The 20245-nt window shown below is 62.2% G+C and carries 17 protein-coding genes; 16 read left to right on the forward strand and 1 reads right to left on the reverse strand.

Annotation, left to right across the window (positions count from 1 at the left end; translation table 11 throughout):
- Positions 1-37 precede the first annotated feature (37 nt).
- Positions 38-1735: a sulfatase-like hydrolase/transferase gene (locus tag QRN61_RS23995; RefSeq protein ID WP_285375824.1), complete on the reverse strand. Its 1698-nt coding sequence runs from the start codon at positions 1733-1735 to the stop codon at positions 38-40.
- A gap of 389 nt (positions 1736-2124) precedes the next feature.
- Between QRN61_RS23995 and QRN61_RS24000 the strand changes: the two genes are divergently transcribed.
- From QRN61_RS24000 to QRN61_RS24075, 16 genes are all read left to right on the forward strand, one after another.
- Positions 2125-3477, forward strand: a complete 1353-nt coding sequence (locus tag QRN61_RS24000; RefSeq protein WP_285375825.1) for a UDP-glucose dehydrogenase family protein — start codon at positions 2125-2127, stop codon at positions 3475-3477.
- A complete protein-coding gene (locus tag QRN61_RS24005; RefSeq protein ID WP_097088761.1) occupies positions 3474-4511 on the forward strand; it encodes an NAD-dependent epimerase in 1038 nt (345 codons plus the stop codon). The genes QRN61_RS24000 and QRN61_RS24005 overlap by 4 nt, the downstream gene beginning before the upstream one ends.
- Positions 4512-4529: 18 nt before the next feature.
- Positions 4530-5276: a sugar transferase gene (locus QRN61_RS24010; protein WP_096796214.1), complete on the forward strand. Its 747-nt coding sequence runs from the start codon at positions 4530-4532 to the stop codon at positions 5274-5276.
- Positions 5276-5923: a CpsD/CapB family tyrosine-protein kinase gene (locus tag QRN61_RS24015; protein WP_007961335.1), complete on the forward strand. Its 648-nt coding sequence runs from the start codon at positions 5276-5278 to the stop codon at positions 5921-5923. Before QRN61_RS24010 ends, QRN61_RS24015 begins: the two co-directional genes overlap by 1 nt.
- 21 nt (positions 5924-5944) lie before the next feature.
- Complete coding sequence (locus tag QRN61_RS24020) at positions 5945-6970, forward strand: polysaccharide biosynthesis/export family protein (protein ID WP_103367654.1); 1026 nt, start codon at positions 5945-5947, stop codon at positions 6968-6970.
- A gap of 17 nt (positions 6971-6987) precedes the next feature.
- Positions 6988-8580, forward strand: coding sequence for a GumC family protein (locus QRN61_RS24025; RefSeq protein ID WP_285375827.1), 1593 nt, complete (start codon positions 6988-6990; stop codon positions 8578-8580).
- Positions 8577-9668, forward strand: coding sequence for a glycosyltransferase family 4 protein (locus QRN61_RS24030; RefSeq protein WP_285375828.1), 1092 nt, complete (start codon positions 8577-8579; stop codon positions 9666-9668). Before QRN61_RS24025 ends, QRN61_RS24030 begins: the two co-directional genes overlap by 4 nt.
- Positions 9665-11035, forward strand: a complete 1371-nt coding sequence (locus QRN61_RS24035) for an O-antigen ligase family protein (protein ID WP_096796212.1) — start codon at positions 9665-9667, stop codon at positions 11033-11035. Before QRN61_RS24030 ends, QRN61_RS24035 begins: the two co-directional genes overlap by 4 nt.
- Complete coding sequence (locus QRN61_RS24040) at positions 11032-12000, forward strand: glycosyltransferase family 2 protein (protein WP_285375829.1); 969 nt, start codon at positions 11032-11034, stop codon at positions 11998-12000. Before QRN61_RS24035 ends, QRN61_RS24040 begins: the two co-directional genes overlap by 4 nt.
- Entirely contained in the window at positions 11993-13129 is a 1137-nt protein-coding gene (locus QRN61_RS24045) for a glycosyltransferase family 2 protein (RefSeq protein ID WP_097088749.1), read from the forward strand. The genes QRN61_RS24040 and QRN61_RS24045 overlap by 8 nt, the downstream gene beginning before the upstream one ends.
- A 13-nt stretch (positions 13130-13142) precedes the next feature.
- Positions 13143-14144, forward strand: coding sequence for a polysaccharide deacetylase family protein (locus QRN61_RS24050; RefSeq protein ID WP_097088747.1), 1002 nt, complete (start codon positions 13143-13145; stop codon positions 14142-14144).
- Positions 14141-15445, forward strand: a complete 1305-nt coding sequence (locus QRN61_RS24055; protein ID WP_027611601.1) for a lipopolysaccharide biosynthesis protein — start codon at positions 14141-14143, stop codon at positions 15443-15445. The genes QRN61_RS24050 and QRN61_RS24055 overlap by 4 nt, the downstream gene beginning before the upstream one ends.
- Positions 15442-17367, forward strand: coding sequence for a hypothetical protein (locus tag QRN61_RS24060; protein ID WP_285375831.1), 1926 nt, complete (start codon positions 15442-15444; stop codon positions 17365-17367). The genes QRN61_RS24055 and QRN61_RS24060 overlap by 4 nt, the downstream gene beginning before the upstream one ends.
- Positions 17368-17582: 215 nt before the next feature.
- The gene (locus QRN61_RS24065) at positions 17583-18272 is read left to right on the forward strand and encodes a GNAT family N-acetyltransferase (RefSeq protein ID WP_285375832.1); all 690 of its coding nucleotides are present in this window, start codon (positions 17583-17585) and stop codon (positions 18270-18272) included.
- Between the two features lie 4 nt (positions 18273-18276).
- Complete coding sequence (locus tag QRN61_RS24070; RefSeq protein WP_285375833.1) at positions 18277-19461, forward strand: GNAT family N-acetyltransferase; 1185 nt, start codon at positions 18277-18279, stop codon at positions 19459-19461.
- The gene (locus QRN61_RS24075) at positions 19433-20224 is read left to right on the forward strand and encodes a ChbG/HpnK family deacetylase (protein WP_285375834.1); all 792 of its coding nucleotides are present in this window, start codon (positions 19433-19435) and stop codon (positions 20222-20224) included. Before QRN61_RS24070 ends, QRN61_RS24075 begins: the two co-directional genes overlap by 29 nt.
- Positions 20225-20245 lie beyond the last annotated feature (21 nt).

Raw genomic sequence — 20245 nt, forward strand, 5'->3', positions numbered from 1 at the left:
CTTGCCAGCGATGAGGCCAGTGAAACCGGCACAAATCTCACTCCCCGGTCGCCACACTGGTCGCCGCCGCACCCGGTGTGACGATGGTCTTCAGATCAATGTGCCTCCACTCAGGCTTGGCCCCCAGCCGCGCATTGAAGCGGTAGTTGAAGGTGAAGTCGTCCGCCGTCGGCAGCGTCAACGGTTTGCCGTACAGCGCCTCGACTCCCGCCAGGTCATAACCCATCAACTGCAGCAGCGTCGGAAAAATGTTGTAGTGACTGGAGCGATCCTTGTTCGCCGGCAACGCTTGCGCCCAGTCCGGGCCGTGCAGCTGATCGCCCTGAATCACCACCAGTGGCACCAGCCCTTCTTCCTCCACCGGATCACCACCGCAGTGGGTATTAAGCCCGGGGTTGCCGCGTTCATGCAGGTCCTGGCCGTGATCGGAGGTGTAGATCAGCAGCGCATTGTGCAAATTGGCCTGGGCAAATACCCGGGCGAAGAACTCGCCGACATTCCACAGCACGGTGTTCTTGTAGGCGTTGCGGTACAGCACCCAGTCATCCGGCTGGCCGTTGAAACCGTCGCGCTTGCCGGTGTCGGCGACTTCGGTGAATTGCCCGCGCGGCAAGGTCGGACGGTAGGCCATGAAGGCGTCGGGGTATTTGTCGTGCACCGGGAAATGCGCGCCGACCTTGTTGATCACCACCAACTCCGGCTGATCATCGTTGAGCAATTCGATCAGCTTGGCGGCGGCAGCCATGTCGCGGTCACGCACGCTGGTCTGGTCAAACTGGACGAATTCATCGATGTCTTTTTTCTCGGTGTCGGTCATCAGGTTCTGCAGATTGCCGGCAGTGCGCTGAGCGTCGATGTACACCGTGCGCAACCCGGCCTTTTTCGCGTACTGCCAGATCGACGGCAGCGTGCTGTTGATGCGCATGTAATCGTCGCGGGTGCCGCCGTAGCGCAACGTGACGTTGGTGTCGGCGCTGCAATTGGCGATGGATGCGGCGTAGCCGTAGTTGAAAATGTCGACGCCCGGATGCGCCTGATTAAGGTTGCTGTGCACGCCGAACGGCGCATTGATGTCCAGATAATTGCCGGAGATGCTTTCGTCGATGATCAGCACGATGTCGTGATTGACCGCCACTGCGTTGCGCGCCAGCGTCACCGGCTCGCGCGGGCCGACCGTGTTGTGCAGCGCTTCATAAGCGAACAGGTTCAGATAGGCCAGCGGCGTGTACATGATCGGCAAACCGCGCGCGCCCTCGCCCGCCCGCAGGAACAACACCGCGCTCAACAGCAGCACACCACACACCGGCGCCGCCACACGCAACGCGTTGGGCACCACCAGTGCATGGCGCGGTTTCAGACCGATGCCGAACAGCAACAGCAGACCACTGAGCGCGCCATGAATGATCGCGTCGCGATACTGGTAGGCGGCCTCCTGAATGAAGCCGCCGGAGTACACCAGCGAGACAAAACTGCTGTAGGTCAGGTAATCCGCGGTGACCCGGGTATAGACATCGAAAAACACCGCCGAGACAAACAGTGTTATTGCGAATAAGTGGCGAATGAGAGCCTGACGAATATAAGCCGTTAGATATAACGCTAAAGTAAGCGCCAAAAACATCGCGCCAAAAAGAAGTACAGCAAAAGCGACGCCGATAGCATTTAACCGATCAACGTAATATTCGGAATAAAGCAGCAAATAAACAATTAAAAGTACTTCTTTGGCATATCTGAACATGGCGATACCGCTCGTGCAAAACGGCAGGGAGTCAAAGGTTTGTCGGTCAGAACCTGACACTAGCACCCAGCCATCAAAGCGCAAGAATTGACTGTTTTCTTTAGAAAGCGTCAAAAAACCGGTGACTCAAATCTGACACACACCAAACGCTAGAAGCCTTTAAATTAAAGACTTACAACCGTTTATCGCTTATTTCGAATCTGAACAAATCTGCAAAAAAACAACAAATCCAATCGCAGCAATGACTTGATGGCCAATCGCCAAAAAGCGCTCAAGTGTTATACAGGTGCAACATGTCATTTTGCTGACACGCTTTCCAAACCCTGCGCTATACCCCTTTTACAGTCTTCTTCCGAACTTCTTCTTTTCGCTCTATCGAGGGTGCGCAGATGGACGTGAGCGTATTTGGCACCGGCTATGTCGGATTAATTCAAGCCGCCGCACTTGCAGATGTAGGGCATCGGGTTTTATGTGTCGATATTGACCCCAACAAGATCAAGCAACTGCAACAAGCTGTGCCACCTATTAGTGAGCCTGGTCTTTCCAGCACCCTCGAAGACAACATCAAGGCCGGCCGCTTGCTCTTTAGCACTCAGGCCAGCGACGCGGTGGAGCATGCCGAGCTGATTTTCATCGCCGTGGGCACGCCGGCCGATGAAGATGGTTCCGCCGACCTGACCCATGTGCTGAACGTGGCCCGGGAGATCGCCTCGCACATGGAGGCCGATCGCACCCTGATCATCAAGTCCACGGTGCCGGTCGGCACGGCCGACCAGGTCGCCGCCAAGGCCCACGAAGAATTGCAGCGCCGTGGCCGCAGCAGCCTCAAGGTGCGGGTGGTGTCCAACCCCGAATTCCTCAAGGAAGGCAGCGCCCTCGCCGATTGCATGCGCCCGGACCGGATCATCGTCGGCACCCGCGATGACGAAGCCCGCGAACAGATGAGCGAGCTGTACGCGCCGTTCTGCCGTAACCACGAAAAACTGATGTTCATGGACAACCGCAGCGCCGAACTGACCAAGTACGCGGCCAACGCGATGCTCGCCACGCGCATCAGCTTCATGAACGAACTGGCCAACCTCACCGAACTGCTCGGCGCCGACATCGAAGCGGTGCGCAAAGGCATCGGCTCCGACCCGCGCATCGGTTACCACTTCATTTACCCCGGTTGCGGCTTCGGCGGTTCATGCTTCCCCAAGGATCTGCGCGCCCTGCTGCACACCGCCGAACACAACGGCATGCCGCTGAAATTGCTGCGCAGCGTCACCGACGTCAACGACAGCCAGCGGCACATCCTCTTCGGCAAACTCAAGGCGCAGTTTCCGCAGGGTCTGGCCGGCAAGTCGATTGCGATTTGGGGCCTGGCGTTCAAACCCAATACCGATGACATGCGCGAAGCCCCCAGCCGCTACCTGATGGACGCGCTGTGGGCCGAAGGCGCCAGCGTGCAGGCCTACGATCCGGAAGCCATGTCCGAATGCCGGCGCCTGTACGGCTATCGCAACGACCTGCACCTGTGCGCCACCCGCGACGACACCCTGGAAGATGCCGATGCGCTGGTGATCTGCACCGAGTGGAAGAATTTTCGCGTAGTGGATTTCGAGCTGCTGGCGAGCAAGCTGCGCTCGAAAGTGATTGTCGACGGTCGCAACCTCTACAACCCGGAACACGTGGCCGCCGCCGGTCTGCATTACAGCGGCATCGGCCTGCGCCACATCGCTCCGGAAGGACTGCGCCCATGAAAATCCTGGTCACCGGCGCAGCCGGCTTCATTGGCGCCCATTGCGTGTTGCGGCTGATGCGCGACGGGCATGCGGTGGTCGGCCTGGATAACTTCAACGGCTATTACGACCCGCAGCTGAAACACGATCGGGTGCAATGGGTGCGCGATCAGGTCGGGCATTTCCCGCTGGCGCGGATCGATCTGGCCGATGCCGCCGCGATTGAAGCGCTGTTTGTCCGCGAGCAACCGCAAGTGGTGATCCACCTCGCGGCGCAGGCCGGGGTGCGCTATTCGCTGGAAAATCCGAAGGCCTACCTCGACAGTAACCTCTGCGGTTTCCTGAACATTCTCGAAGGCTGCCGGCATCATCCGGTGGAGCACTTGATCTACGCCTCGTCGAGCTCGGTGTATGGCGCCAACCAGCACACGCCGTATTCGGTGCATGACGGGGTGAATCACCCGCTGTCGCTGTACGCCGCGACCAAAAAAGCCAACGAGCTGATGGCCCACAGTTACAGCCATCTGTTCGGCATTCCCAGCACCGGTCTGCGCTTTTTCACCGTGTACGGGCCATGGGGTCGGCCCGACATGTCGCCGATCCAGTTCGCTCGGGCGATCACCGAAGGCACGCCGCTGAAGCTGTTCAACTACGGCGAGCACCAGCGCGATTTCACTTATATAGACGACATCGTCGAAAGCATCGCGCGCCTCACCGACCATCCGCCGCACAGCCACCCGGAGTGGGATCGTGAACATCCCGACGCGGGCAGCAGCATGGCGCCGTGGTGCCTGTTCAACATCGGCGGCCACCACCCGGTGGAGCTGAAAACCTATCTGGCGCTGATGGAAAAACACCTCGGCCAGAAAGCCATTGTCGAGCTTTTGCCCCTGCAACCGGGCGATGTGCTCAACACCTGTGCCGAGACCGATGATCTGGCCCAGGCCACCGGGTTCCAGCCCCGGATCGAGCTGGATGAAGGACTGGGGCGTTTCATCGCCTGGTTTCGCGACTACTACCCCACTGCCTATCGCCCACGCGCCGCTCGCGGCTGAACATCAGCGGAGGACCCCATGACTGGACATGAACAAGGTGTACCGATCAATCAGATGCGCCGCGACAAGCGCATGGATCCCGAGCACCGAATGCGCCTCGATAGCGCCATCCACCGGCAGGGCCGTGGCTGGCTGACCGGCCGCGACGGCGGCCGGCCATGGACGCTGTCACGCACCAACCGGGTGCTGGCCTGCTTCGGTGCGCTGCTGATTCTGGTGGTGTTTTCGCCGCTGCTGCTGGGCCTGGCGCTGGCCATCAAATTCACCAGCCCGGGCCCGGTGATGTTCGTGCAGAAACGCACCGGTTATCGCGGCCGCACTTTCGGCATGTACAAGTTCCGCACCATGGTCTGCAACGCCGAAGAACTGAAGGAATCGCTGCGCCACCTCAACAAGCACGGGGTCGACGCCATCGATTTCAAGATCGACAAGGATCCACGCATCACCGGCATCGGCGGTTTTCTGCGGCGTACCAGCCTCGACGAACTGCCCAACCTGTTCAACGTGGTCAGCGGTGACATGCGCCTGGTCGGCCCGCGGCCGACCTCGTTCAACGCCTACCGCTACAAGGACAACCACCTTGCGCGCCTGAGCATCTACCCCGGCATGACCGGCCTGTGGCAGATCTCCGGGCGCAGCAACATCGACTTCGACCAGCGCGTTGAGTTGGACCTCAGCTATATCGCCGAGCAAAGCCTTTTGCTTGATCTGAAGATCTTGTTGAAAACCCCCTTCAAAGTATTCAGCGGCCACGGAGCAAGCTAATGGACGGTTCAACCAACAAAAGCCTGAGCATTGCCAACCCCAGCGAATCGAACCTGATTTCGACCGTGCTGGATCTGGATCTGCGGATCCTGTTCCTGACCGCCGCCAACCCCGGCGCAGGCACCACCACCAGTGCCCTGGCACTGGCCAGCCAACTGGCGCAGATGAGCAGCGGCCAGGTGTTGCTGGTCGATGCCAGCCAGTCGGCAGGCAACCTCACGCAGCAATTGAACCTGGGCAAGGAGCGCGGCCTGCGCGACCTGCTGTTCAACCCGGACAACCCGCCGCTGTTGCAGGACTGCGTGGTGCAGGTGTCGAGCCTGCCTTTTCATGTGCTGCCCAATGGCCGGCCGATCCGCACCCTCGAACACCTGACCGCCGAGCGCCTGAGCCCGCTGCTCGACCGCTTGGGCACCCAGTACCGTTTCGTGGTGATCGACGGCGACGCGGTGTACTCCGCCGCCGACACGCTGGTGCTCGCCACTCAGGTCGATGGCGTGGTGTTTGTGGTGCGCGCCGAAGACACCCGCTGGGAAGTCGCCCAGGCCGCCGTGCAACGCCTGACCCAGGCCGGGGCAAAAGTGGTCGGCAGCGTGTTCAACCGGCGCAAGTACTACATGCCCAAGTGGCTCTACAAAAACCTGTAAGCAAACGCGAAGGATGACGCCATGAACGCCAAGATACTGGTTCTGCTGATGCTGCCGCTTGCAGGCTGCTCGAGCAATTCCGAAACCCAGAACATGCCGGTGAACATTCTCACCGCCACCCCGGCCAACGCCCAGGCCACCGACATGCCGAAGATCGAGCAGACCTTGCGCCCGCAAGACGTGCTGGATGTGATCTTCCACATCAGCACCAGCGGCTCGGACGCCTACCGCGTGCAGTCGGGTGACCAGATCGGCCTGAACTTCACCGCCGCCAGCCAGCTCAATGGCAACCAGTTGGTGCTGCCCGACGGCACCATCAACCTGCCCGGCGCCAACACCTCGGTGAAAATCGCCGGCCTGACCGCCGATGAGGCGCGCGATGAAATCCAGCGTGCCTACCAGCGCAAACAGCTGTTCCAGCCCAACCGCAATCAGTTGACGGTGCAGGTCATCAGCCCGCTGACCAATGAGCAGAACCTGAAAAGCGCACTGAATCACCCGGCCACCGGCATGAGCCGCGAGATCACCGTGGGCAATGACGGTTATGCGAGTTTTCCGGAAATCGGCGCGGTGCCGCTGCAAGGCATGACCATCAACCAACTGGAAACTTTCCTCAACCAGAAGTACGCGCAATTGCCGGGGCGGATGAGCGTCGATGTGATGCTCAAGTCCACCGCCGGCAACGAGATCTACGTGCTCGGCGAAGTCGGCCAACCGGGTTCCTACCCGATCCGCCGTCCAGTGTCGGTGCTTGAAGCGCTGACCCTGGCGCGCGGCACCAATGTCAAGGCGCGCCTCGACTCGGTGGTGATCATGCGGCGCAACGGCAACCAGGTGCAGGCCGTGCACTACGACGTGGAAAAAGCCCTGTCGGGCGATGCGTCGCAGATCGCCTACCTGCAACCGGACGACATGCTGTTTGTGCCGAAAACCAAACTGGCGAGTGCCGGTGAGCTGGCTCGGCAACTGGCGGACGTGGTGCTGTTCCAGGGCGTGGGCTTCAGCTTCGGCTACCGCGTCGACAACAAAGACAGTAACAACAACTGACTCTCAGGTGACCGATCATGAATCCAAAGGAAAACTACCTGCATGAGTTCTTCAGGATCTTCTTCGCCAACAAGCAATTGGTGAAACGGGTCTTCCTGATCTTTGCAGTCATCGCGTTGCTGCTGCCGCTGGTGCTCAAACAGAGCTTCGATATCACCGCTCAGGTGATCGTGCAGTCGAAAAAACTCTCCCAGGGTGACGCCACCACGTCACTGACGGTCGATAACGCCACCTTCATTCCGCCGTCGCTGGCGGACATGGAAACCGAAAGCAACATCCTGCGGTCCCCGGCGCTGATCCGCCAGACCATCAGCGAACTGCGCGACAAGGGCGAGTACAACCCGCCGGTGGGCGTGTTCGCCAAATTGGTGAGCGAACCGTTCCGCCGCTATGTCTCTTCGCCGCTGCGTGAGTACGTGATCAATCCGCTGCGCAACATGCTCGGGCTGCAAACCGATCCGGTGCGTGACACCGTGCTCGACGGCCTGACGCAAGATGCGATCAACAGCCTGAAGATCGAGACCCTGCCTGGCTCCAACGTGATCTCGATCGTCTACAGCTTCCCCGATCCGCATCAGGGCACGACGTTCGTCGCCACTCTGCTGCAGAACTATCTGGGCAGCCGTCAGGCGCTGCAATCGATCGACCTGCCGCAATCCTTCTATGAAACCAAGAAGCACCTGTATCAGGTGCGTCTCGACGGGCTGGAAGGTAATCGGCAAGCGCTGCTGGAAAGTGTTGCATCGTCCGATCCGAAGGAAGAAATCACTTTCCGCCTGAACGCGATCAACACTGAAGAGCAAGCCCTGAACCTGTACCAGGATCGTCTGCTGCAGAGCCAGCGCTGGCTCGAATACCTGAAAACCGCGCTGACGGCCGCCAGCAGCAACAAGCTCAACGACTACACCTTCCCCTTCACCTTCACCACCACTGTCGATAACGTGGCGTTCGAGGATCGGGAAATCAAACAGTTGGGCGAGCAACTGACCACTCAGGTCAGCCGCTACATGAATGACCTCGCGGTGTTCCAGCCCGGCAGCGAGCCGATGCTGCTGACCCGCGAACAGATCGCCCGCACCCGCCAGCAATTCCTCAAAGTGGTGAGCAACCGCATTCAGGAGCGCACCAACGATCTGGCCGTGGTGCAACAGGTGATCGATCAGAAAACCGCGCGCATCGCCGAGTTCAAGAACCGCATCCACACCTTGCAGCAGACCCAGAGCAAGCTGCGGCAGATGGACACGGAAATCGACGCGCTGCACACGGCGTTCTCGACCTACGCGCAACGCTTTGCCGAAAGCAGCACCGCCGGTTCGCTCAACGACGACCTGTCGAACGCCAAGGTGCTCAGCCCGCCGTTCGAGCCGACCGAGCCGGCGTTCCCCAAACCGCTGCTGATCATTCCGTTCGGGCTGTTCACCGGTCTGCTGCTGGCGATTGCCCTGGTCTATGTGCGTGAGTTCTTCGATCACCGTTTCAAACACCCTGCGCAAATCACCCACGAACTGGGCCTGCCAGTGTTGCTGGTGATCAACGACGAAAACGTGCTGCCAAGCAATCCGCACAAGAACTGGACCGTGCCAAGCTTCATGCACTGGGTGCGCAATTGAACACGCTGTCCACCCCGAACGCCGCGCTGCCGATCATTCATTTGCTCAGCAGCGGCGGCTTCTATGGGGCCGAGCGCATGCTGCTCGATCACTGCCTGGCGACACCGGGGCAGCACCAGGTGCTGTTCCTCGATGCGCCGCCGGCGTTGATCGCGCGCTTTCGCGAGGCCGGGGTGGACTGCCGTGGTTGCGCCGGTCTGGGTGAGCTGTTGCGCCACCTGCGGGTCCGGCGCAGCGAACGGCCGCTGATCAATACGCACAACTTCAAAGGGCTGTTGTTCGGCTGGGTCGGCGCGACGCTGTTGCGTTTGCCGCTGGTCATCACCCAACACGGCTTCACCCCGCGCAGCCGCAAGCAGAAGTTCTACACCTGGCTGAGTCTGCAGTTGTGCCGCACGGCGTCGGTGGATCGGGTGGTGTGCGTGGCCGAGAGCATTGCCGTGCTGCATCGTCAGGCCAGCGTGCAGGCGGAAAAACTCCAGGTGATCCCCAACGGATTGCCCGCCGCCGACGCGCTGGTCAGCACCGTTGACCGCCAGCGCTGGCTCGCCGGTTACGTCGGGCGCCTGAGCAGCGAGAAAGGTCCGGACCTGTTTCTCGATGCGCTGATTCCGCTGTGTCACCAGCATCCGCAACTGGACGCGGTGATGCTCGGCGACGGCCCGGAACGCGAGGCGCTGCAGGCGCGGATCGACGCCGCAGGTTTGCAGCAACGGATTCGTCTGCCCGGCTACCAGACCGCCATGCAACCGTGGTGGCAGCGCCTGGATGCGCTGGTGATCAGCTCGCGCACCGAAGGCACGCCGATGATTCTGCTCGAAGCGATGCAGAGCGGCGTGCCGGTGGTGGCGTTCGCCGTCGGCGGCATTCCCGATGTGCTCGAGCACCGGCATAACGGTCTGCTGGCGACACCCGCCGACAGCGCCGACCTCGCCCGTCAGCTCGACAACCTGCTAAGCGAGCCGAAACTGGCCCGGCATTTGTGCGACAACGCAAAGCGTACGCAACAGGATCGCTACGACCTCAAGGCCCTGGCCGAACGCTGGTCGCAGCTGTACATCCGCACGGCACGGGAGGCACGCGCATGATTTTCCCGCTCTCGATCGTCACGCTGCTCGGTCTGGTGTGCATCGGTCTGCTCGCCAGCCCTTATCCATTTCTCGCACCGGGTGCGGTCATTGGTCTTGTGGGGTTCACGGTGTTGTACCGCAAGCCAACCTGGGGCCTGCTGGGCATTGCCGCGCTGGTACCGTTTGAAGGTTTCTTCAAGGACAGTGCACTGTCCGGAAGCAAACTGATCGGCGCCTCGCTGGCGGTGATCGTGATGCTGCAACTGGCCCTGCACCAGATTCCCGGCGATCGCCTGCGCAGCAATATCTGGCGGTTTCTGCTGTGGTTTCTAGTCCTGTATTTCCTCAGCCTGCTCAACACCGATGACGTGGGCATGTCGCTGGGACACCTGCGCGAACTGAGCGTCGGGCTGATCCTGTTTGTCATTACGCTGTTGATTGGCCGTGAACTGAATCTCGACCTGTTCGCCCGACTGGTGACCCTGAGCGTCAGCACGACCTGCGCCATGGCGATGTTTTCGGTCAAATTCCAGGATCAGGGGCGCGCTGCCGGTCTTCTGGAAGACCCTAACGCGTTTGCCTTGCTGATCGCCTTCGCCATTCCGTTGGCGCTGCTGCTGGTGATTCGTGGGCCAAACCTGCTGCACCGGTTGTTCTGGGGCGCTTGCTGCCTGCTGCTGCTCGGTGGCATGACCAAGACCGAATCGCGCTCCGGGCTGGTGGTAGTGGCCTTGAGTCTGTTGATCGGCTGCTGGCACTACCGCGCGCAACTGACCCGCATTCGCCCTCGGCACCTGGGCTTCGCTATGCTCGGTGCAGCCATCGTGATTCCGCTGGCGATCTACGCAATGCCCGCCGGTTACCTCGCGCGCATCCAGTCCCTGAGCGTATTGAGCGCCGGGGCCAAGGGGCACGACGACGAATCCCTCGGCCGCCGCGCCTCGTACATCGTGGTCGGCGGGCAGATGATCCGCGAGAACCCGCTGCTCGGCTCCGGTCCCGGCACCTTCCCGCTGCACTACGCGACCACCGGCTACGCCAAAGCATTTTCCGCCAACCGCAAGATCGGCGATCTGTACCGCCGTGCCCACAACACCTACCTGGAAATCTTCAGTGAACTGGGGATTCCTGCCGGCCTGCTGTTCGTCGGCATGCTCGGCCTGGGCCTGTACAACCTGATTCGCGCCCGCGCCGCGTGGATGCTGCGGCGCGATTGGCAGCAGGCGGACCTGATGACTCACCTCGGGGTGAGCTTTCTGTCGCTGACCCTGTTCCTGATGTTCCTCAGCGCACCGAACCAGAAGTACGTGTGGATCATGCTCGCGCTGACCAGCGTCCTGCGCCTCAAGGCCGAACAGGCGCCACTGACCGAGGCCAGAACATGAGCCGGATCAGCATCATCATCCCGATGTACAACGAGGCCCGGCACATCGGCCGTACGCTGCTGGCGGCGCAAAAAGCCGCGCATGCGGCCGATGTCGACTGCGAGTTGATCGTGGTCGACAACGGTTCGAGCGACGACGGCCCGCACATCGCCCGCCGGTTCGGTGCACAGGTGCTGGTGCTGCCGGGCCTGCTGATCGGTGCGCTGCGCAATCGCGGTGCGCTGCTGGCAAGCGGCGAGTGGATCGCGTTTATCGATGCCGACGTCGAGATGCCCGAAGACTGGCTCAAGCCCTTGTTCGAGCTGCAAGCCGAGGGTCAGGCCGACGTGTTCGGCCTCGACCTGCACACCCCCGCTGCCGCGCCGTGGTACGCCGCCGCCTGGCAACGGCGCACGCTGCGCCCGTCCAGCCAGAGCTCGCACCCGGTGGACTGGCTGCCCAGTTCCAACCTGCTGATGCGCCGGTGCTGGTTCGACAAGGTTGGCGGCTTCAACGAACACCTGCGCACCGGCGAGGACAAGGAGTTCACCCTGCGCCTGCACGAACAAGGCGCGCGGCTGCTGTCGGTGAACAGCAGCGTGGCCCTGCATTGGGGCTATGAGATGAACTGGCGCGAGTGGATGGGCAAGGAAATGTGGCGTCAGGGCAGTCATCTGCAACTGCTGCGTACTCACGGTTTCAGCCTGCGTCTGTTGCGCTTTCCGCTGCTGTCGATTGCGGTGTGGATCCTCGACTTTCTGGCGATTTCAGCGTTGCTCGACGGCTTCCCGCATCACGCCGCGTTCATGGTCGCGTTGACCCTCCTGCCGGGGCTGGTGCTAAGCGTGCGGCAGAGTATCAAACACCACGACATCGGCCTGACCGTGCAACTGTGGGGCCTGCACTGGGTGCGTCTGCACCTGGCGGGCGCCGCGTTCATTCTCAGTCTGTGTCATTGGAACGCCAGGAGGCCTGCCCGTGGCTGAATTCATTTTCTGGATGTGCCTGTTGCTGCCGGTGTATGCCTACCTTGGCTACCCGCTTCTGCTGACTGTGCTGGCGCCGCTGTTCCCGGCCTGGCGCCACAGCCCGGCGCCGCCGCTGAACATCAGCATCGTGATTGCCGCGCACAATGAGGCGCGGCACATCGAGCACAAGTTGCGCACGCTGCTGGCGCAGGACTATCAGCCGGCCACGCTGCAGATCATTCTCGCCAGCGATGGCTCGACCGACGACACCGTGGCCCGCGCGCACAAAGTGGTTGATTCGCGCATCACTGTCCTCGATCTGCCGCGCCAGGGCAAAGCCGCGACGCTGAATGCCGGCGTAGCCCTGGCGACTGGCGATATTCTGGTTTTCACCGACGCCGACAACCAATGGTCGCGGGAAACCCTCGGCTACCTGCTCGCCCCACTCAGCGACCCCAACGTCGGGGCCTGCGCCGGGCACATGGTGATTCCGGTGACCGGCGGCGGCCTCAGCGTCGGCGACAGCCTGTACCGGCATTACGAAGGCTGGCTGCGTCGGGTGGAGAATCGCACCGGCTGCATGGTCTCGGCCGACGGCGCCCTGCTCGCCCTGCGCCGCGAGCTGTTCCAGAGCGTGCCGGCGGAGGTCAACGACGACTTCTTTCTCAGCACCTGTGCACCGGTGGCCTTCAAGCGCATTGTGTACGTGCCCGAGGCGCAAGTGATCGACCACGGTGTCGACGAAGCGGACAAACAGTTCCGCCGCCGTCAACGCGTCACCGTCGGTGGCCTGCAAAGCCTCGCCCAGCGCCGTGAGCTGCTCAACCCGCTCAAACATGGCCTGTATTCGCTGGCGCTGATCAGCCACAAACTGATTCGGCGCCTGGCACCGATCCTCCTGCTGCCGCTGCTGCTGAGCAACTTCTGGCTGTGGGATGACCACGGTTTCTATCGACTGGCCCTGATCGCCCAACTGTTCGGCTACGCCATTGCGCTGGCCGGACTGCTGGACTCGCAACATCGCTTGCCCAAACCGTTTCGTCTGGCCGCGTTCCTGCTGGTCACCCTCGCCGGGATGAGTCTCGGCTTGTGGCAGTTCCTGCGCGGCCACCGATATGCCCAGTGGAACCCTGAACAAAACCGTTGAGAGGACCGAAGCCATGGCGATCAAACAATTAATAAAACGCACCAGTGGCTGGCTTTACCTCAACTCGCCCGTGGGACGAAACCAGTTGCACGGCGCCGGGGTGATTCTGATGCTGCATCGGGTGTTGGCCAACGACCGCGCCGCCGACTTGCCGCACCGCAATGAGCTGTGTGTCGGGCCCAAGGCGTTCGAGCACCTGCTGGTGTGGCTGCGCCGGCACTTCGATTGCGTGCCGCTGATGGACATCCTCACGCCCACCGCACTGCGCAGCGAACGCCCAAGGGTGGCGCTGACCTTCGACGATGGCTGGCGCGACAACGCGGTCAATGCGTTCCCATTGCTGCAAAAACATCAGGTGCCAGCGAGCATTTTTCTCTCCACCGATTTCATCGGCAGCCGTCAGCGCTTCTGGTGGGAAAGCCTCGGCGAAACCCTGTGGGGCAGCCACGGCGAAAAGGCCCGCATGCACTTGATCGAATGCCTGCACGTAATCCACCACCCGGTGCCGGTGCTGGTGGATGACATCGACGTTGATCGCCGCAGCCTGTCGCTGCTGCATTACCTGCAAAGCCTGAAAAACCTTGAACCGGCGATGCTCGAACGCCTGACCGACGAATGCCCGCCCGAAGCGCAGCCGCAAGCGCTGGACTGGCATCAGGTACGCGCGCTGGAAGCCTCGGGGCTGGTGCGCTTCGGCCCGCACGGCGCCAGCCACGCGATCCTCACTGAACTGGACGATGTGCGCCTGAGCGAAGAAATCAGCCGCAGCCGCGACGCCTTGAGCAACGGCTGTAACCGGCCGTTACCGGTGTATTGCTACCCCAACGGCAACAACGACGAGCGAGTAAGAAAACAGATTGCCGCGCACGATTATCCGTTCGCGCTGGGCACCGGCACCGGCATCTATCGCGGTGAAGGCGATCCGCTGAACCTGCCGCGTTTCGGTGTCAGCCAGCGTACTGCGCGCAATCCTGAGCTGCTTTCGTGGCGCATCTTTCGTGGCAACCGGCCATGAGCCGCAGCCATTACCTCAAGCATCTGGCGCTGAGCATGGGCACCAAACTGGCGATGATCGCCTTGCGCCTGCTGCGTAACGTGTTGCTGGCGCGGATCCTAGGGCCGAGTGAGCGCGGGTTGTTCGCGCTGCTCAGCACTTTGCCCGACCTGATCAGCGCCGCCACCAGTGGCGGGCTGAATTCAGCCGTCGGTTATCAAGCCGCCAAACAACGACCGATGGGCCTGCTGCTGAGTCAGGTGCTGGTGTTCGGTTGCTTGCTCGCGGGTCTGCTGACCCTGCTGGTGGTGGCGCTGGTCCGTGAGTTCGGCAGTGAACTGGATGTCACCGTGCAGCTTGGTCTGCTGGCCTGGCTGTTGCTGCTGGCGGTGCCGCTGACCGTGCTGAAAAGTGGCCTGCTGACCCTGCACAACGCCTCCGGCGGCGTGGTCGCGTTCAACGCCTTGCGCCTGACCGAATCACTGGCGCCACTGCTGCTGTTTCTCGCGCTGTTCTGGATGTGGAAAAGCGCGGCACTGGAAGCGGCGCTGATCAGTTGGCTGGCCGGGATCAGCCTGGTGGTGCTGGCCGGTTGGGTCTGGCTGAAACGGGCGCAACCGCTGCAGTTGCAGTGGGATCGCGCCAGCCAGAACGAACTGCTGCGCTACAGCGCCCGCAGCCATCCGGACCTGCTGTTCCAGCAAGTGATTCTGCGCTCGGATTACCTGTTCATCGGCGCCCTGCTCGGCAGCACCGCGCTGGGTCATTACGCGATGGCCAGCGCCGCCGCCGAACTGCTGCTGATCGTGCCGGAAGCGGTGACCACGCCGCTGATGAAACGCCTGTTGCAACAGGACGAAGGCATGGACAAGGTCACTCCGCTGGCCCTGCGCCTGACCGCCACGGTGATGCTCGGCGCGTGCCTGAGCATGGCAGTGATCGGCAACTGGCTGATCGTCACCCTGTTCGGCATCGCCTACCAACCGGCGTATCCGGCGCTGCTCGCCTTGCTGCCGGGGCTGCTCGGCCTGTGCTACGCGAGCATCTTGCGGCTGGACCTGCTGGGGAAAAACCGCCCCGGCACGGTGTCGCTGCTGATGGGCCTCGGCGCCCTGCTCAATCTGGCGCTGAACCTGGTGTTGATTCCGGCCTACGGCATCGTTGGCGCAGCGGCGGCTTCATCGATTGCCTATCTGGCGGTGACGGTGGCGATGCTGGTGTTGTACTGCCGTTTGAGCGGCGTGGCGTTCTGGCAAACTTTGATCATCCTGCCCAGTGACATCGCGCCGATGTGGCAGATGTTGCAACGGAAGGCCGCATGAAAGGCCTGGTCCTGCTGCTCGGTCTCGGCCTGTCGCTGGACGCCTTTGCCGCGTCGATGCGCTGGGGCGAGATCCGCGACGGCAGCCTGTATCTGCAAACCGACCGCCCGGACAGCGTGACCGTGCGCTGGACCCCGGCGTGGCAGGCCGATGCCAACGAAGAGCATCTGTACCTGCTCGACGGTCAGGGCAAATTGCAGGGCGAGCGCTTGATCAAAGCCAGCGAAACCCGTGGCACCCAGAGCTGGGCGTTGCTGCCGGGTGCCGCCAGTTATCGCCTGGAAATTCCCGGCTACAGCTTCCGCAATTACCGGGTCGAACACGACGACCGAACCGTAGCGCTGTTCGAGCCGGCCAAGGTGCATTTCAGCGCCCAGACGCAGAATGGCGACGAGTTGTATTTCAAGGTCGCGCCGGGGGAACACGCGGTGCTCGCCGGCAAGTTCCATGGCGGGGTCAATGCGTTGCAGGCGCAGCGGGTGGGCGATGATCAGTCACTGACGCTGACACTGACACTGAAACCCTATCGCGCCTATTGGCAGTTCGATCAACTGGCGTTGCCGGTCAGCGAGCGCGAACAGGTCTGGCGCCTGCGCCTGCAAGGCAGCGGCAAAGCAGCATTCTGGCTCGACGGCACGGCCAATCGGTTTGCACAGACTCCGCAGCAACTCAAACCCGTGCGCGAAGAGACCGGCCAGATCCACCTGACCCTGCACGACAAAATCCTTGGGCGCACCCCGGATCTGGGCATCGCCCTGCCCTACGTGATGCCGCCCGCCAGTAGTCACGCGGTGCTGGATGCGCTGAAAGCGACCGCCGCCAGCTACTACAGTTTTGTCGATGTCACGGCGAAGAATCCGCACTTCGAAGACGCGTTTCGTCTGGCTTATCAGGAGCGCTTCGGCATTCATCAGGACATCACCCTGCTCGCCGGCAGCCAGCGTCAGGCCGATCTGCGCGCCGACGTGCAAAGCAATGGCGGCCTCGATGCATGGCTGGCCGGCACCCGCGCCTTGGGCGGCAAAGGCACGCACTACATCGGTTTTGCCGATGAGCCGAACCTCAACTATTCGAGCTTCGAGCAATACCGGGCAATTTTCGCCAGCATGGCCAGGCAAGTGCGCAGCGATCCGGCGAATGCCAAGGCCGGCGTGCGCATCGCCATGCCGGCCAGCTCACGACTGGTCAACGGGCCATTCGCCGATAACGCGGCAGACAAGCGCGGCATCGACTGGGCGCGGCGCCTGCTCGGTGAATCCGCCGAACAGATCGACGCACTGGCGTGGCACGAATGGATGATCCGCGACCTGCTCGCCACCCGGGTCTACCGCGACAGCGTGCGCCGCGCCGCCGAACTGGTCGGCCTCGACGCCCACGGTCAGCCGCGCAAGGCCTTGCTGCTGGATCAGACCAATATGTCCAGTGGTTCCAGCCTCAGCCCCTACGATCAGGAGACGCACTACGCCTCGCTGTGGTGGGCGTCGGTGGTGATCAACGCTTCGCAGGACGGTTTGCTGACGATGCTCAACTGGTTTCAGGCCGCCGATGAACCGCAGTATCCCAAGGGCATGATCCGGGTTTTGGGCGATGAGCGTTTTGAGCTGAAACCGGTGGGTCTGGCCCAGCAGTTCATCGCGCAGCATTGGCTGCACCAGGTGCTGTGGCTGGAGAACGATGGCTTTGAAGTCGATGTGCTGGCGATGGCCGGCGACGAGCAGCGGGGCCTGCTCGGTGTGAACAAGGGCACGCGCTTGCAGCGTGTTGACCTGAGTGGCGCCAAGTGCCCGCTGAACAACGGTGCGTTGCGTTACTTCGGCACGGACAACCGCAGCCGCGACGCACCATTCGCCTGCCGAGACGGACGCGTCAGCTTCGACTTGCCAGGGGAAACCCTGTTCGCCCTGAGCTGGAGCGCGTCATGAACCCAATTCCGAATATCAGAAAAGGTAAAGCGAACAAAGATTTGTGGGTAGGGAGTTTTTGTGGCGAGGGGATTTATCCCCGATCGGCTGCGCAGCAGTCGTCGCTTTTAGCCTGTAAATGCGGGGCCGCTTCGCAGCCCATCGGGGATAAATCCCCTCGCCACAGAGCCCCTCGCCACAGTTGTTCGCCCTGCCGGAACGCCGGAGTACAGAACATGGGTACCGTCAGCAAACTCAGCCAGCACATCAAACAAAAAGGCCTGCGCGCCACCCTCGCCAAGGCGTGGAAGCACTACGTGTTTTTTCATCAGGAATTGCTGTGGATGGAGCGCGATCTGGTCAGTCCGGTGCCACCGCACAGCCTCAAACCGTATCCGCCGCTGCGGGTGGTGAAGATCACCGCCGACAACGCCAGCGCCTTTGCCCGCTACTTCGGCGACCGCGTCGGGACCATGGCCGAGCTGGCCAACGAAGGCCACACCGGGCACATGCACCTGGACGATCAGGGCGATGCCGTGGCGTTTATCTGGGGCAGCGCACGGGACTACTTCGACCGGCATTACTACGGCTGCCTGTTCCCGGTGAAACCCGGCGAGTTCTTCGAATTCGGCGGCGAGCTGACCCGTGCCTACTGGGGCACCGAACTCTCGGTGGACCTGCAACTGGAACTGTGGAAAGCCATGGCCGCCCAGGGCTGCGACAAGGTGGTGGACGTCTGCGAGTTCCACAACGTCCCGGCGCTGAAACTGCACCTGCGCATGGGTTACACCGAGCAAGGCCGGATCATGAATGTCTACACCCTGTTCGGTCGCTGGCGCTTCTACCGCGAAACCCGCTACAGCGGTTCGCGACTGGATGCGCTGCGCAAACCGTCCCGCCCACCTGTCACAGCCACGGCGGCCTGAGCCTATGACGGCGCGATTCGAATGGCGCACTTCACTGTGCGCCGCCGACTTCCCGGCAGCCGCCTATGAAGCGCTGCGCCTGCAGGTGACGGATCACACGCCGTTCAACCACCTGGGCTGGTTGTGCGCGGCGGAGCAGGCACTGGGCGCGGGTGAGCGCCTGCACATCCTGCTCAGTTGGGATGCGGACGAATTGCGCCTGTGCCTGCCGCTGGTGGCGGGCCGCGAGCGTTTTGCCGGCGTGCCGTTTCGTGTACTGCACCACTTGGGCTATCCGCTGGCAGACCGGCTGGCGCTGCTGTCATTGCTCAAGGGCGAAGACATGCGCGAAGCCTTGCACCTGATCCGCCGACAGCTGCCGCACGCCCTGCTGCAACTCAACGAATTGTCCGAGCCGGCGGGTGAGGAAAGCGCCCTGACCGAATGGATGGCCCACAGTTCTGCGGGCGAACGCCGCCTCAGTTGCCGGGTGCCGGTGCATCTGATCAGCGACGCGGATCACCAGGAGGTCTCCGGCGACCCGCGCTACAAGCTGCGGCGGGCGCGCAAACGGATTGCCGCGTGTGGCGCCCAGGTGCGGCGCATCAGCCCCGACGCGCTGAGCATGGGTCCGCTGTTGCGGGCGATCAGCGAAGTCGAAGCGGTGAGCTGGAAAGGTGACGAAGGCGTGGGGATCTTTGCCAGCGAGCGCAGTCGGCAATGGATCGAACGCGCCTTCACCGCCCTCGCCGGCCAGGGCCTGGTGCGGGTGGTGACGCTGGAACTCAACGGGCGTTGCATCAGCTATCGCCTCGGCTTGCTGGAACAGGGTCGACTCTACGATTACAACCTCGCGTTCCTGCCGCAATACGCCGATCTGGGCAGCGGCCGGGTGTTGCTGGAGGAATGGATTCGCTGGGGGCTGGATGAGCACTGGTGCTGGATCGATGCCTCGCGGGTCAGTCTGGAAAACTCCAGCCACCAACTGCACGAACGCATGACCGGACAACTGGAACACTGGCGCTGGAGTTTCTATTCCTGGCGCCCCAGCGGGATGTTGCTGGGGCTGGGGTTGCGCCTCTGGCAGCGCTTGAAACCGACGGTGCAGCAATGGCGCGCGCGACGTGCGGCCAGACCGGCATCGGCGCCCACACCTGTCGTCATCACCACGGAGGGCGATCATGCCTCGCCAAGTCATAGTCAACGCTGACGATTTCGGTTTGAGCCCGAACGAAAACGCGACGATCTTCGCCGCGTTTCAGGCCGGGGTTATCAGTAGCGCCACAGCCATGGCCAACATGCCGGCCTTCGAAGCGGCCTGCGCGATGGCCCGGCATCCGTCGCTTCAAGGTCGGGTCGGGTTGCACTTCAACCTGACTTACGGGCGGCCGTTAAGCGCTTCGATCCTGCGCAGTCGCACCTTCTGCGACGGCCACGGCGTGTTCGATCTGAGCCTGCCACGGCACAGCCTGTGGCTGAGTCGCGAAGATCGCGAAGCGGTGCGTGAAGAGTTGCAGACGCAGTGGCAGCGCTGCGTCGAACATGGCGTGCGACCTAGCCATATCGACTCGCATCAGCACGTGCACAACATCTGGCCGATCGGCGAAATCGTCGCGCGCTTTGCTGCCCATCAAGGCGTGCCGATTCGCTTGGCGCGCAACCTGGGGCAGAACCTCAGTCTGCCGAAACGCATATTCAAAAGTTTGCTCAACTGGCGCTTGCAGAGTCTGGCCGGAGCCACGGCGGACTATGTGTGCACGCCGGTGGATCTGCGTAACGACCCCGCGCCGAGCGACGGCGTGCTGGAAGTCGTTGCCCACCCGAATCAGCTGGGCAGCGATTTCGGTGATGCCTACCTCAATCCCGGAGAATCCCTGAGCCGCGTGCTGGAGCAACGGCTGTCGGGTGTGCCACGGGTCTCCTATGCCGATCTGCACAAGGATTTTTTACGCGGTGCCACGGCACTCGATTGATTCATCCCCACAACAGCAACA

Origin of the sequence: Pseudomonas sp. lyk4-TYG-107, assembly GCF_030209055.1 — a bacterium.
Lineage (GTDB): Bacteria > Pseudomonadota > Gammaproteobacteria > Pseudomonadales > Pseudomonadaceae > Aquipseudomonas > Aquipseudomonas putida_A.

What these genes read in the sequence shown, in the direction of transcription:
- QRN61_RS24025 (WP_285375827.1), top strand. Translation starts at nt 6,988, where the DNA reads ATGAATCCAAAGGAAAACTACCTGCATGAGTTCTTCAGGATCTTCTTC.
- QRN61_RS24070 (WP_285375833.1), top strand. Translation starts at nt 18,277, where the DNA reads ATGACGGCGCGATTCGAATGGCGCACTTCACTGTGCGCCGCCGACTTC.
- QRN61_RS24075 (WP_285375834.1), top strand. Translation starts at nt 19,433, where the DNA reads ATGCCTCGCCAAGTCATAGTCAACGCTGACGATTTCGGTTTGAGCCCG.
- QRN61_RS24015 (WP_007961335.1), top strand. Translation starts at nt 5,276, where the DNA reads ATGGACGGTTCAACCAACAAAAGCCTGAGCATTGCCAACCCCAGCGAA.
- QRN61_RS24035 (WP_096796212.1), top strand. Translation starts at nt 9,665, where the DNA reads ATGATTTTCCCGCTCTCGATCGTCACGCTGCTCGGTCTGGTGTGCATC.
- QRN61_RS23995 (WP_285375824.1), bottom strand. Translation starts at nt 1,735, where the DNA reads ATGTTCAGATATGCCAAAGAAGTACTTTTAATTGTTTATTTGCTGCTT.
- QRN61_RS24005 (WP_097088761.1), top strand. Translation starts at nt 3,474, where the DNA reads ATGAAAATCCTGGTCACCGGCGCAGCCGGCTTCATTGGCGCCCATTGC.
- QRN61_RS24040 (WP_285375829.1), top strand. Translation starts at nt 11,032, where the DNA reads ATGAGCCGGATCAGCATCATCATCCCGATGTACAACGAGGCCCGGCAC.
- QRN61_RS24010 (WP_096796214.1), top strand. Translation starts at nt 4,530, where the DNA reads ATGACTGGACATGAACAAGGTGTACCGATCAATCAGATGCGCCGCGAC.
- QRN61_RS24065 (WP_285375832.1), top strand. Translation starts at nt 17,583, where the DNA reads ATGGGTACCGTCAGCAAACTCAGCCAGCACATCAAACAAAAAGGCCTG.
- QRN61_RS24060 (WP_285375831.1), top strand. Translation starts at nt 15,442, where the DNA reads ATGAAAGGCCTGGTCCTGCTGCTCGGTCTCGGCCTGTCGCTGGACGCC.
- QRN61_RS24000 (WP_285375825.1), top strand. Translation starts at nt 2,125, where the DNA reads ATGGACGTGAGCGTATTTGGCACCGGCTATGTCGGATTAATTCAAGCC.
- QRN61_RS24050 (WP_097088747.1), top strand. Translation starts at nt 13,143, where the DNA reads ATGGCGATCAAACAATTAATAAAACGCACCAGTGGCTGGCTTTACCTC.
- QRN61_RS24020 (WP_103367654.1), top strand. Translation starts at nt 5,945, where the DNA reads ATGAACGCCAAGATACTGGTTCTGCTGATGCTGCCGCTTGCAGGCTGC.
- QRN61_RS24055 (WP_027611601.1), top strand. Translation starts at nt 14,141, where the DNA reads ATGAGCCGCAGCCATTACCTCAAGCATCTGGCGCTGAGCATGGGCACC.